This window comes from Lysobacter sp. Root916, assembly GCF_001429785.1.
Taxonomy (GTDB): Bacteria; Pseudomonadota; Gammaproteobacteria; order Xanthomonadales; family Xanthomonadaceae; genus Lysobacter.
Map to the genome: position 1 here is coordinate 233070 of NZ_LMJF01000001.1, position 12132 is coordinate 245201.

General features: G+C 69.2%; 16 protein-coding genes. 12 read left to right on the forward strand and 4 right to left on the reverse strand.

From position 1 onward, the window contains the following. Nucleotides 1-8: 8 nt before the first annotated feature. From ftsB to ASE35_RS01150, 6 genes are all read left to right on the forward strand, one after another. Nucleotides 9-344: a cell division protein FtsB gene (gene ftsB, locus ASE35_RS01130; RefSeq protein ID WP_056172842.1), complete on the forward strand. Its 336-nt coding sequence runs from the start codon at nt 9-11 to the stop codon at nt 342-344. Between the two features lie 43 nt (nt 345-387). Then, nucleotides 388-1077, forward strand: coding sequence for a 2-C-methyl-D-erythritol 4-phosphate cytidylyltransferase (ispD, locus tag ASE35_RS01135; RefSeq protein ID WP_057161399.1), 690 nt, complete (start codon nt 388-390; stop codon nt 1075-1077). 80 nt (nt 1078-1157) lie between these two features. Beyond that, a complete protein-coding gene (locus ASE35_RS20905) occupies nt 1158-1319 on the forward strand; it encodes a hypothetical protein (RefSeq protein ID WP_157489208.1) in 162 nt (53 codons plus the stop codon). Nucleotides 1320-1565: 246 nt separating this feature from the next. Further along, the gene (ispF, locus tag ASE35_RS01140; protein ID WP_056172848.1) at nt 1566-2039 is read left to right on the forward strand and encodes a 2-C-methyl-D-erythritol 2,4-cyclodiphosphate synthase; all 474 of its coding nucleotides are present in this window, start codon (nt 1566-1568) and stop codon (nt 2037-2039) included. After that, nucleotides 2036-3100 carry a tRNA pseudouridine(13) synthase TruD gene (truD, locus tag ASE35_RS01145; protein ID WP_057162713.1) on the forward strand — a complete coding sequence of 355 codons (1065 nt, stop codon included), beginning with the start codon at nt 2036-2038 and terminating at the stop codon, nt 3098-3100. Before ispF ends, truD begins: the two co-directional genes overlap by 4 nt. Nucleotides 3101-3215: 115 nt before the next feature. Then, on the forward strand, nt 3216-3443 hold the full coding sequence (locus ASE35_RS01150) for a hypothetical protein (RefSeq protein WP_056172853.1): 228 nt from the start codon (nt 3216-3218) through the stop codon (nt 3441-3443). Between the two features lie 6 nt (nt 3444-3449). Here the strand turns inward: ASE35_RS01150 and ASE35_RS01155 are convergent, their stop codons facing one another. Further along, nucleotides 3450-4034 carry a Smr/MutS family protein gene (locus tag ASE35_RS01155; RefSeq protein WP_057162715.1) on the reverse strand — a complete coding sequence of 195 codons (585 nt, stop codon included), beginning with the start codon at nt 4032-4034 and terminating at the stop codon, nt 3450-3452. 341 nt (nt 4035-4375) lie between these two features. Between ASE35_RS01155 and surE the strand changes: the two genes are divergently transcribed. From surE to ASE35_RS01175, 4 genes are read left to right on the forward strand one after another with little or no spacing between them, the layout of a single operon-like run. Further along, on the forward strand, nt 4376-5155 hold the full coding sequence (surE, locus tag ASE35_RS01160) for a 5'/3'-nucleotidase SurE (protein ID WP_056172858.1): 780 nt from the start codon (nt 4376-4378) through the stop codon (nt 5153-5155). Beyond that, a complete protein-coding gene (locus ASE35_RS01165; RefSeq protein WP_056172861.1) occupies nt 5152-5832 on the forward strand; it encodes a protein-L-isoaspartate(D-aspartate) O-methyltransferase in 681 nt (226 codons plus the stop codon). The genes surE and ASE35_RS01165 overlap by 4 nt, the downstream gene beginning before the upstream one ends. A 25-nt stretch (nt 5833-5857) precedes the next feature. Next, nucleotides 5858-6475 carry a YqaA family protein gene (locus ASE35_RS01170; protein ID WP_056172864.1) on the forward strand — a complete coding sequence of 206 codons (618 nt, stop codon included), beginning with the start codon at nt 5858-5860 and terminating at the stop codon, nt 6473-6475. An 8-nt stretch (nt 6476-6483) separates the two neighbouring features. After that, entirely contained in the window at nt 6484-7341 is an 858-nt protein-coding gene (locus tag ASE35_RS01175) for a peptidoglycan DD-metalloendopeptidase family protein (protein WP_057163385.1), read from the forward strand. A 239-nt stretch (nt 7342-7580) separates the two neighbouring features. Here ASE35_RS01175 and ASE35_RS01180 read toward each other — a convergent pair whose 3' ends face one another. From ASE35_RS01180 to yhbY, 3 genes are all read right to left on the reverse strand, one after another. Further along, the gene (locus ASE35_RS01180; protein WP_057162716.1) at nt 7581-8219 is read right to left on the reverse strand and encodes a D-Ala-D-Ala carboxypeptidase family metallohydrolase; all 639 of its coding nucleotides are present in this window, start codon (nt 8217-8219) and stop codon (nt 7581-7583) included. Beyond that, entirely contained in the window at nt 8216-8590 is a 375-nt protein-coding gene (locus tag ASE35_RS01185) for an MTH938/NDUFAF3 family protein (RefSeq protein ID WP_057162717.1), read from the reverse strand. Before ASE35_RS01185 ends, ASE35_RS01180 begins: the two co-directional genes overlap by 4 nt. 151 nt (nt 8591-8741) lie before the next feature. Further along, the gene (yhbY, locus tag ASE35_RS01190; RefSeq protein WP_056172873.1) at nt 8742-9047 is read right to left on the reverse strand and encodes a ribosome assembly RNA-binding protein YhbY; all 306 of its coding nucleotides are present in this window, start codon (nt 9045-9047) and stop codon (nt 8742-8744) included. 69 nt (nt 9048-9116) lie between these two features. Here yhbY and rlmE point away from each other — a divergent pair, with 69 nt between their 5' ends. Both rlmE and ftsH read left to right on the forward strand, forming a co-directional pair. After that, on the forward strand, nt 9117-9749 hold the full coding sequence (gene rlmE / locus ASE35_RS01195) for a 23S rRNA (uridine(2552)-2'-O)-methyltransferase RlmE (RefSeq protein WP_056172877.1): 633 nt from the start codon (nt 9117-9119) through the stop codon (nt 9747-9749). 97 nt (nt 9750-9846) lie between these two features. After that, nucleotides 9847-11742 (forward strand): ATP-dependent zinc metalloprotease FtsH, encoded by a 1896-nt coding sequence (ftsH, locus tag ASE35_RS01200; protein WP_056172880.1) that lies wholly within the window; start codon nt 9847-9849, stop codon nt 11740-11742. Nucleotides 11743-12132 lie beyond the last annotated feature (390 nt).

Sequence of the window (12132 nt, forward strand, 5' to 3'; positions counted from 1 at the left end):
GGGCGGACATGCGCTGGCTGCGAGTGCTGGTGATCGTCCTGGCGGGCCTGCTCGCCTTCCTGCAGTACCGTCTGTGGATGGGCCAGGGCGGTACCCGTTCGGTGGCCGCGCTGGAGCAACAGGTGCAGCAGCAGACCCGCGACAACGGCGGGCTGCGTCAGCGCAACGCCGCCCTCGCGGCCGAGGTCGAGGACCTCAAGTCCGGCGAGGCGGCGGTCGAGGAGCGTGCGCGCAGCGAGCTGGGCATGATCAAGCCCGGCGAAACCTTCTACCGCGTGGTCGAACCCGAAACCCCGACCAACGCGCAGGCCGCGCCGGCCGGCACGGACGCGCCGGCGCCGTGACGGCGGTGTACCGCCCGTTCCGGATCGACGCGGAGCCGGGCCGATGAGCGCGCCGATCTGGGCGGTGATGCCCGCGGCCGGTCGCGGCACGCGTTTCGGCGGCGAAACCCCCAAGCAATACCTGGTCGCGGCCGGTAAGCCGCTGATCGCGCACGCGCTGGACGCCTTGCTCGCGCATCCGCGCGTGGCCGGCGCGATGGTGGCCTTGGCCGCGGACGACGCGCTGTGGCCGGGTTGGAGCGAGCGCCAGGGCAAGCCGGTGCTGCGCTGCGTCGGCGGCGGCGAGCGCGCCGATTCGGTACTGGCGGCACTGCGCGCGCTGCCCGACGGCGTCGGCGACGACAGCCTGGTGCTGGTGCACGATGCGGCGCGCCCGAACCTGCGCCGCGCCGACCTGGATGCCTTGATCGTCGCGGCCGAAGCCGACTCCGACGGCGCCATCCTCGGCGCGCCCCTGCGCGATACCCTCAAGCGCGCCAACGATCGACGCATTCTCTCCACCGAACCGCGCCAGGGCTTGTGGCGCGCGTTCACGCCGCAGGCCTTCCGCCGCGGCGCGCTGAGCACCGCGCTGCGCGACGCCGCGGTGGCCGGCCTGGTCGTCACCGACGAGGCCGCGGCGATGGAATACGCGGGCCTGCATCCGCGTCTGGTGGAAGGCCGCGAGGACAATCTCAAGGTGACGACGCCGGCGGATTTGGCGCTGGCGGAGTATTTGCTGGGGAAGGTTTAGCGGTTCTTTCGGCGTCGCTCCCGCTTGGGTCGCCACTTTTGATCGTCATTCAGCCTCGCTCTCACCTGGAGTCGCCGCTCTTGATCGTCATTCCCGCCTTCGCGGGAATGACGGCAAGAACAAACGGCGTAGGGGCGAATGACAGCAAGTACGGACGCCGGCAAGTACGAACGCTGCCGCACTTGGTTCTCGATCGCAGCCGCTTCTCGCTCGTCATTCCCGCGAAAGCGGGAATCCAGTGACTTCAGCGCGATGCGGAAAGAGCCGAGGTAGGTCCGCTTCTGTCGGCGACCTCAGCCCTAAGGCTGTTCCTGCATTGTCGAATCTGCGGGGCTTTCGCCTGCCGTTTGGACATGCCGCTAAAGTCACTGGATTCCCGCTTTCGCGGGAATGACGGCAAAAAACGAGGCTTCGCGGGCTGCTGAGTCGACGGCTCCCCCGGGAATTTCGTCATAATTGCCCCAGATTCCCTCAGGCGGCACCCACTCATGCGCATCGGCCAAGGCTACGACGTCCACGCATTCGGCGATGGCGACCACGTCATGCTCGGCGGGGTGCGGGTGCCGCACGATCGCGGGGTGCTTGCGCATTCGGACGGCGACGTGGTCCTGCATGCGCTGTGCGACGCCATGCTCGGGGCGTTGGCGCTGGGCGATATCGGCCAGCACTTTCCGCCCAGCGACGAGCGCTGGCGCGGCGCCGACAGTCGTCGTTTTCTGCGTCACTGCAACGAGCTGATCGCGCAGCGCGGTTATCGGGTCGGCAACGCCGACGTCACCGTGGTCTGCGAGCGGCCCAAGGTCGGTCCGCATGCGCTGGCCATGCGCGAGGCGATCGCGCAGGACCTGGGCATCGCCCTGGACGCGGTCAGCGTGAAGGCCACCACCAGCGAGAAGCTAGGCTTCACCGGCCGCGGCGAAGGCATCGCCGCGACCGCGATCTGTCTGCTGGTGCCGGCGTGAGCGGCGAGCCCGCGCTGGCGCGCGCGCATGGCGCGCCGGCTCTGCGCGCGCGCATCCGCAGCGTGCCCGAGGATTTCCTGGTCGAGGAACTGCCGGGCTTCGAGCCCAGCGGCAGCGGCGAGCACCTGCTGCTGACGATAGAAAAGCGCGGCATGAACACCGCGTTCGCGGCCAAGCGGATCGCCGCCTGGGCCGGCGTCGGCGAGCTGGCGATCGGCTACGCCGGCCTCAAGGACCGTCACGCGCTCACCCGCCAACGCTTCAGTGTGCACCTGCCCAAGCGCGTCGCGCCCGATCTGGCGACGCTGCAGGAAGCCTCCGCGTCGGGCGAGGGCTTGCGCGTGCTCGACAGCGCCTGGCACGCCAAGAAGCTGCCGCGCGGCGCCCTGGCCGGCAATCGCTTCGTGCTGACCCTGCGCGAGCCGGAAGGCGAGCGGGCGGCGATCGAAACCCGTTTGCAGGCGATCGCCGCGCGCGGCGTGCCCAACTATTTCGGCGAGCAGCGTTTCGGCCGCGACGGCGACAACGTCGCCAATGCGCTGGCGATGTTCGGCGGCCGTCGCGTCAAGCGCGAACAGCGCAGCCTGCTGCTGTCGGCCGCGCGCTCGGAGCTGTTCAACCGGGTCCTGGCCGCGCGCTTGGGCGCCGACTGCTGGGATCGGCCCCTGGACGGCGAGGTCTGGATGCTGGACGGCAGCCGCAGCGTGTTCGGGCCGGAGCCCTACGACGACACGCTGGCCGCGCGCCTGGCCGGGTTCGACATCCATCCCAGCGGCCCGCTCTGGGGCCGCGGCGAACTGCGCAGCCGCGAGGCCGCGGCCGCCATCGAGCTGGCGGCGCTGGCCGGCGAGGACGCCGCCGCGTTGCGCGCGGGCCTGGAGCAGGCCGGCCTCAACCAGGAACGGCGCGCCCTGCGCCTGCGTCCGACCGCGCTGAACTGGCGTTGGCTGGACGGCCCGGAGGGCGTCGCACTGGAACTGGATTTCGTGCTGCCGGCGGGCGCTTATGCCACGGTCGTACTCGCCGAACTGGGCGAAATCTCGACGCTCGTTCGGCCCTGATCGACCGTTCGTCGGAAAGCAACGGGGGGCACTGGTTGCTCCTGAGGGCGGGCGTATAAGCCAAAAGAGCGACCGGCAATGGTGCCGGGCGCTGCAAGCCTCAGGAGACGGGAATATGAACGCGTCCTTGAAAGTCGTTTTGCTGTCGCTGTCCGTACTTGGTCTGGCCGCCTGCGCTGGGCATAGCACCAAGAGCGCCTACGTACCGCCGCAGAAAGCGCCGTCGATCATGGACAACGACGAGCTTTACATGGCGCAGGTGGAACGCATCGCGCGTCGCCGCGGCATCGATGTGACCTGGGTCAACCTGCCGCGCAAGCCGCTCGCCAAGCACGAAGATTGACCTTGCTCAGCGCCGCCTGAGCGGCGGCGCGAGCAGCACCAGCACCGCTCCGGTACCGCCCTGCGAGGGCGGTGCGGAGTGGAAGGCCAGTATGTCGCCGCGCTGCCGCAGCAGCCGGTCGACCAGGTTCTTCAGCACCGGCAGGCCCCGGCTGTCGACGTACTCCGTGCTGCGGCGGTGGCCCTTGCCGTGGATCACTCGCACGCATCCCAGCCCGTGCTCGCGCGCGTCGTGCAGAAACGCGCGCAGCAGCGCCTCGGCCTCGCGCACGTCGCTGCCGTGCAGGTCCAGTTCCTCCTGGGCGGAGATCTCGCCGCGGCGCAGGCGCTGGAACACCCGCGGCGGCAGTTCGTCGCGGCGGTAGGACAGGGCATCGCCGGATTCGAGCTCGCCGGACCCGGCCAGGCTGGCGTCCAGCGCATGCCGGAATTCCTCGCGCGCCTGGGCCTCATCGCGTTCGGCCATGCGCGCGCGCGGCTTGGGCTTGGGCGCGCTGGGCGGCAGCGCGGCCTCGGGCAGCCGCCGCACCGGCCCGATCGCGGAGCGGAACAGTTCGGCGGCGTCTTCGTCGTCGTCGTTCGGATCGGCCATGCGGAAACTTTAGCAGGGCGGTCGGGGCCTGCCCTCGGATACGGATGCCTCGCACGCTCCCGATTCGCGATAGGAGCGGCGTGAGCCGCGGCCGCGAAATCACGGCCAGCACGCCGCTCCTACCCCAAGGCAGGGGCCAAACCCAGCGCGATCTTTCCGATCCTGGCCGCAGCGATCCGGATCGTGGTCCCGCGCCGCGAGCGGTGCGGGAGCCGGTAACGCCCATCGGCTATCATGGGCCCGTGCGCCGTTCGCGCGCTCCCGAGGTTGCGAAGAACCTACGTTCCACGGACCTCGGTGCCCACCCCGTTTCGAAGCTGTGCGGTAACGCAAGGGAGTCCATGCGAGTTCTCGTGAGTAACGACGATGGCGTCGACGCCCCCGGCATCCGCGTCCTGGCGCAGACCCTGCGCGAGGCCGGCCATGAGGTGCTGGTGGTCGCCCCCGACCGCGACCGTTCCGGCGCGAGCAATTCGCTGACCCTGGATGCGCCGGTGCGCGTGCACCAGCTCGACGCTTCGACCTGGCGCGTGCACGGCACTCCGACCGACTGCGTCCACGTCGCGATCACCGGCATGCTCGAGGTCGAGCCCGACCTGGTGGTCTCCGGCATCAACAACACCGCCAACCTCGGCGACGACGTGATCTATTCGGGTACCGTCGCCGCGGCGATGGAAGGCCGCTTCCTGGGCCTGCCGGCGCTGGCGATGTCGCTGCAGACGGTGGACCACGACGGCAAGCATTACGAGACCGCCGCGCGCGCCGCGGTCGAGATCATCGCGCGCCTGCGCACCGATCCGCTGCCCGCCGACACCATCCTCAACGTCAACGTGCCCGACCTGCCCTGGGGCGAGATCGCCGGCTTCGAGGTCACCCGCCTGGGCAACCGTCACCGCGCCGAGGCCTGCATCCCGCAACGCGATCCGCGCGGGCGCCAGTGGTGGTGGATCGGCGCTGCCGGCCCCGAACAGGACGCCGGCCCCGGCACCGATTTCCATGCGCTGCGCCGCGGCTGCATTTCGATCACCCCGATCCACGTCGACCTGACCCGTTACCAGGCGTTGGATCAGGTCGCCAGCTGGGTCGGCGGGCTCGCCGCCGAGCTGGAGCAGGGCGCATGAACGTGCGCATGCGTCTGCAACCCGAGGCGATCGGCACCGGCATGACCTCGCAGCGCGTGCGCGACCGCCTGGTCGAGCGTCTGCGCGACAACGGCATCGGCGACGAGCGCGTGCTCAACGCGATCCGCACAGTGCCGCGCCACCTGTTCGTCGACGAGGCCCTGGCCACGCGCGCCTACGAAGACACCGCGCTGCCGATCGGCCACGGCCAGACCATCTCGCAGCCGTGGGTGGTGGCCAAGATGACCGAGGCCCTGCTCGCCGACGGCATGCCGGGCAAGGTGCTGGAGATCGGCACCGGTTCGGGCTACCAGGCCGCGATCCTGGCCGCGCTGGGTCTGGACGTGCACACCGTCGAGCGCATCGGCGAGCTGCTGCGCACCGCGCGCAAGCGCTTCCGCCAGCTCGGCTTGAACGTGCGCAGCAAACACGACGACGGCCGCATCGGCTGGCCCGAGAACGGCCCCTTCGACGCCATCATCGTCACCGCCGCGGCGCCGGCCCTGGTCGATGCGCTGACCGCGCAGCTGGCGCCGGGCGGCACCCTGATCGCGCCGGTCGGCGGCTCCTCGTCGCAGTCGCTGCTCAAGCTGCGCAAGGACGCCGACGGCAACGTCAGCCAAACCACGCTCGCGCCGGTGGTGTTCGTGCCGCTGCTGTCGGGCATGATCGATTGAACGCCGCGCGCCACAGGGATACTGAGTGAAGATTTTCGGTCCGCTCTACGAGCGCACGCTGGCCTGGGCCGCTCACCGTCATGCACCGGCCTATCTCACCGGTTTGAGCTTCGTCGAAGCGATCATCTTCCCGGTGATGCCCGAGGTGATGCTGGCGCCGATGTGCGTGGCCCAGCCCAAGCGCGCGTTCTGGTTCGCGACCTTGAGCCTGATCGGCTCGATGGCCGGCGCCCTGGTCGGCTACGCGCTGGGCCATTACGCGTTCGAGGCCCTGAAGCCGATGTTCGCGGCCCTGGGCATGCTGGACAACATCGAGGCGGGCATCGCCACGGTCCAGGCCAAGATGGTCGAATCGCCGTGGGCGGTGTTCACCTTCCTGGTGATCGGCGGCTTCATGCCGATTCCGATGAAGGTGTTCACCTGGGCGTCGGGCATCGTCGGCGTTCCCATGCTGCAATACGTGCTGAGCATGCTGATCGGTCGCGGCAAGCGGGTGTTCCTGCTGGCGCTGGTGATCCGGATCGGCGGGCCGCGCGCCGAGGCCGCGCTGCGTCGCTATATCGAGCCCTTGGGCTGGATCGCGACCGCGGTGGTGGTGGCCGGCATCGGCTGGCTGTGGTGGCACGCCCAATCTGGAGCATGAAAGCGCGCATGACTAACAACGGACTGTCGCTCATCGACACCATCCCCGCCGGCTCGGCCAAGACCGGCCGCGCATTGGTCGTGGTCGCCGCGGCGCTCGTGCTGGCGGCTTGTTCGAGCACGGTGGTCCGCGAACCCTCGCGCGGCGGCCGTACCCCGGTGCGCGTGTCCACGCCCAAATACGGCGCCAGCGCGGTGGTCCAGCGCGGCGACACCATGTACGGCATCGCGTTCCGCAACGGCATCGACGCGCGCGATCTGGCCGCCTGGAACGGCATCAGCGCGCCGTACACGATTTATCCGGGGCAGCGTTTGAAGCTGTATCCGGGCAGCGGCAACGCCACCGCCTCGCGTCCGCCGGTGTCGCGTCCGGTGCCGGCGCGCCCGGGCGGCGCGACGCCGGTCACCGGCACGCCGAGCGCGCCGACGGTGCGTCCGCCGGTAGCGACGGCGCCCTCGCGTCCGCCGCCGGCGCCGACCGCGCCGGTCAGCAGCGGCATCGACTGGCGTTGGCCCGCCGACGGTCAGCTGCTGAGCCGCTACGTCGCCGGCGAACCGACCAAGCAGGGCATCGACATCGCCGGCAGCAGCGGCGCGCCGGTGCGCGCGGCCAGCGACGGCGTCGTGGTGTATTCGGGTTCGGGCCTGGTCGGCTACGGCGAACTGATCATCATCAAGCACAACGATGCCTGGTTGTCGGCCTACGGCCACAACCGCAACCGCATGGTCAACGAAGGCCAGTTGGTGAAGTCCGGCCAGCAGATCGCCGAGATGGGCCGCAGCGGCGCCGCGCGCGACATGCTGCACTTCGAGGTCCGCTACAACGGCAAGCCGGTGGATCCGTTGTTGTATCTGCCGAAGAAGTGATCGGGCGCCGACGGCACCACACCGCGATATCGAATTCTGCTTTGGGGTAGGAGCGGCGTGAGCCGCGACTGCGTGGTGGCCGAAGTTGCGCGATCGCGGCTTACGCCGCTCCCACAGAAAGCCGGCGGTTACGCCGCGACGGGTGGATCTTGCTTTGGGGTAGGAGCGGCGTGAGCCGCGACYKCGTSGTGGCCGAAGTTGCGCGGTCGCGGCGTGCGCCGCTCCTACAGGAGGCGGTGTTAGCCGCGGCGATGGGGTTTGCTTTCGCCAATGCGGGGCGGCTTAGGCGGGGGCGCGCACAACGAACTACGCCGCGTGTAGTCGTAACCCCAGGTCCGATGACCGGCGGTGTCGATGTGGATGGCGTCGTCGGCGTAGAAGCCCAGGCCGAAGCGGCGCGCAGCGCCTTGCTGTCGCCAGTAGTCGCATAGGCGCCGTCGCTGCGCGGCATCGGCCTGGGTCAGATCGAAGTCCAAGGCTGCGTTCGTGGTGTGCTTGCTGCGCTCGGCGCCGCCTTCGCAGCGGTTGAAGGACGGCTCGCGGTAGGCCGAGGCGACGATCGCCGGGCCCAGCAGGCCCGCGTCGCGCAACTCGCGCACCAGCCGCAGGGTCGGCACCATGGCCGGCCACTGGGCCCGCGGCGGGACTGCGAACTCCTCGGCGCCACACCATCGCCAGCGCCGACCGCTGCGCAGCAATTGCTGCGGTGGGAGCGCCCGGTCGACGCCGTGTTGGCGCAAATAGGCGAAATAGGCGTCGCTGGCGGCGGCGTTCGTCTCGCGCCAGCGTGCGTAGCGTTCGACCGGGGCGGGCGGCGCGCAAGCGGCCAGGGCGGCCGTCGCCAGCAGGGTCGCGAGCCGTGCGGCCCAGGGCCTCATGCGCCCAGCACGAACCCCGCCACCACGCGCCGGCCTTCGCCGGCGAGCACGTTGAAGGTGCGCGCGGCGGCGGCGTTGGTCATGGTTTCCAGGCCGACGCCGCGGCTGAGGCAGGCGGCCAGGGTGGCCGGCGGCGGGAAGGCCTGGGTGGCGCCCGCGCCCAGCACGATCAGTTCGGGGTCCAGCGCCAGCAGGGGCGCAAGGTCGTCCAGGCTGAGCCGACGCACGTCCTGGACCGCCCAGCCCTCGATCAGGGTGTCGGGGGAGAGCACGAAGCTGGCTTCTAGCCGGCGCTCGTTGACCAGGGCGACCTGGCCGTCGGCGCCGCGCAGGAAGTAGGTGTGGTCCGGGTTTTCCAGCGTCAGTTGCATAGGGCTGGGATTCGGGATTGGAGATTCGGGATTCGTTTGAACGAGGGGCTTGGGGGCTTGAACGAGGGGCGGGCCGGCTAGGCGGGAGGTTGGGCCGTTCAGCTTTGCCGAATCCCCAATCCCGACTCCCTAATCCCGGCCGTTAAGCCGTTCAGGCCCGCGGCAACACGATCTGGCGCTTGTCCTTGCTCTGGCGGTAGTACACGGCGGTATGGCCGATGCGCTGGACCAGGGCCGCGCCGGTGCGCTCGGCGAGCTCGGCGATCATGGCGTCGCGGACCTCGCGGTCGTCGGCGCCGACCTTGACCTTAATGAGCTCGTGGTGCTCCAGGGCCAGGTCGATCTCGGCCACCAGGGCGTCGGTGATGCCCTTGCCGCCGACCTGCAGCATCGCCTTCAGGTCATGCGCCTGGCCCCGCAGGAATCGAGTCTGGGAGGAGGTCAGGAGGGTGGGCATTCGGGCACGCAACGGGGTACGGAGGGGGCGTCAGGGTATCATGGCGGCCCACTAGCCCCGCCGGCCGCCATGGCAACCCGCAGTAAAAGCAGCCAACGCTGGCTCAAGGAACACTTCTCCGACCCCTTCGTGAAGAAGGCCAAGGCCGAAGGTTTGCGCTCGCGCGCGGCCTACAAGCTGGAGGAGCTGGTCGAGCGCGACCGTCTGCTCAAGCCGGGCATGGTCGTGGTGGACCTGGGCGCGGCCCCGGGCGGCTGGTCGCAGTGGGTCAGGCAGGCCTTGGGCCCCAAGGGCCGGGTCATCGCCCTGGACATTCTGGAGATGCCCAGCCTGGCCGGGGTCGAGTTCCTTCATGGCGATTTCAGGGAGGATGCGGTCCTATCCCAGCTGGAGGCCAGCCTGGGCGGACATACGGTGGACCTTGTGCTGTCGGACATGGCCCCCAATATGAGCGGTGTGGATGCGGTGGACCTGCCGCGAGCGATGCACCTGTCGGAGCTGGCGATGGATTTCGCCGACCGCCATCTGCGCGTGGACGGCGCGTTCCTGATCAAGCTGTTCCAGGGCGTGGGCTTCGACGACTACGTGCGCGAGCTGCGCCGTCGTTACGCCAAGGTCTCGATCCGCAAACCCGCGGCCTCGCGCAAGCGTTCGCCCGAGGTTTACGCCCTGGCACAGGGCAAGCGGGCACAAATTAAGTAAGGTGCGGGATTCGGGCCCAGGCCCGGTATTCCGATCTCACGGCGCACAGACGCGCCAGCGGCAACCAGGCCCCCCACGGGCAGCAGGCAGGAACTGAATGAACGACTTGGCCAAGAATCTGTTGCTCTGGGTGATCGTCGCCGTCGTATTGATGTTGGTGTTCCGCGCGTTCGGTCCGCCGGCCGGTGCCAGCGATGTGGTCGCGTACGACCAATTCGTGCAGCAGGTGCAGGGCGACCGGATCAAGAAGGTCAACATCTCCGACGACAAGACCACGATCAACGGCGAGCGCAAGGACGGGACCACGTTCACGACCTACTCGCCCGACGACAAGGAACTGGTCAACGATCTGATCAACCACAAGGTCGCCATCGAGCAGGCGCCGCCGCAGAGCGGTCCGTCGATCTTCCTGATCCTGATCAACGTGCTGCCCTGGCTGCTGTTCATCGGCATCTGGGTCTATTTCATGCGCCAGATGCAGCAAGGCGGCAGCAAGGGCGCGATGAGCTTCGGCCGTTCGCGCGCCAAGCTGCAGGGCGAGGACCAGGTCAAGGTGACCCTGGCCGACGTCGCCGGCTGCGACGAGGCCAAGGAGGAAGTCGGCGAGCTGGTCGAGTTCCTGCGCGATCCGTCCAAGTTCCAGAAGCTGGGCGGCAAGATTCCGCGCGGCGTGCTGATGGTCGGCCCGCCGGGTACCGGCAAGACCCTGCTGGCGCGCGCGATCGCCGGCGAGGCCAAGGTGCCGTTCTTCTCGATCTCCGGTTCCGACTTCGTCGAGATGTTCGTCGGCGTCGGCGCCAGCCGCGTGCGCGACATGTTCGAGCAGGCCAAGAAGCACGCCCCCTGCATCATCTTCATCGACGAGATCGACGCGGTCGGCCGCCATCGCGGCGCCGGCCTGGGCGGCGGTCACGACGAGCGCGAGCAGACCCTCAACCAGTTGCTGGTCGAGATGGACGGTTTCGAAGGCGGCGAAGGCGTGATCGTGATCGCCGCGACCAACCGCCCCGACGTGCTCGACCCGGCGCTGCTGCGTCCGGGCCGTTTCGACCGCCAGGTCGTGGTCGGCCTGCCCGACGTCAAGGGCCGCGAGCAGATCCTGCGCGTGCACATGCGCAAGCTGCCGCTGTCCGACGATGTGGTGCCGATGACGATCGCGCGCGGCACGCCGGGCTTCAGCGGCGCCGACCTGGCCAACCTGTGCAACGAGGCGGCGCTGTTCGCCGCGCGCGAGAACGGCAAGGAAGTGCGCATGGAGCACTTCGACCGCGCGCGCGACAAGATCATGATGGGCACCGAGAACCGCTCGATGGCCATGAGCGAGGAAGAGAAGAAGCTCACTGCCTACCACGAGGCCGGCCACGCGATCGTCGGCCGCCTGGTTCCCGATCACGACCCGGTCTACAAGGTCACCATCATCCCGCGCGGCCGCGCGCTGGGCGTGACCATGTACCTGCCGGAAGGCGACCGTTACAGCTACAACAAGATCAACATCGAAAGCCGCCTGTGCTCGCTGTACGGCGGGCGCGTGGCCGAGGAGCTGATCTTCGGCGCCGACATGGTCACCACCGGCGCGTCCAACGATATCGAGCGCGCCACCAAGATGGCCCGCAACATGGTCACCAAGTGGGGCCTGTCCGAGCTTGGCCCGATCACTTACGGCGAGGAAGAGGACGAAGTCTTCCTGGGCCGTTCAGTCACCCAGCACAAGAACGTGTCCGACGAGACAGCGCGCAAGATCGACGAGGTCGTGCGCGGCATCCTCGACAACGCCTACGCCCGCACCACCCAGATCCTGAAGGGCAACCTGGACAAGCTGGAAATGATGGCCGGCGCCCTGCTGCAGTACGAGACCATCGACGCGGGCCAGATCGACGAGATCATGGCCGGACGCGAACCGGGTCCGCCGGCGGACTGGGTCAAGTCGGGCAAGACCAGCAAGGACGACAAGGGCCGTCCGGGCGCGATCGGCGGTCCCGCCGCGCAGACCTGAATCAGGCTGGATTCGCTTACGAGAACGCCGGGCTAGCCCCGGCGTTTTTCGTTTGGGGTGGGAGGCGTCGGGTGGGAAGGTTCGTCGCGGCTTACGCCGCTCCCACAGAAAGCGAGCGGGTCCGTCGGGCGTGCAGGCCCTGCCGCGCGCGGGAGTACGGCCACGGGCTTCGCTGGATTCGCTTACGAGAGCGCCGGGCTAGCCCTGGGGTTTTTCTTTTGGGGCGGGAGGCGTCGGGTGGGAGGGTTCATCGCGGCTTACGCCGCTCCCACAGGAAGCAGCGGGTCCGTCGGGCGTGCAGGCTCTGCCGCGCGCGGGAGTACGGCCGCGGGTTTCCTGTGGGAGCGGCGTGAGCCGCGATCGCGACACGCGCTTGCCGACGACCGCTCG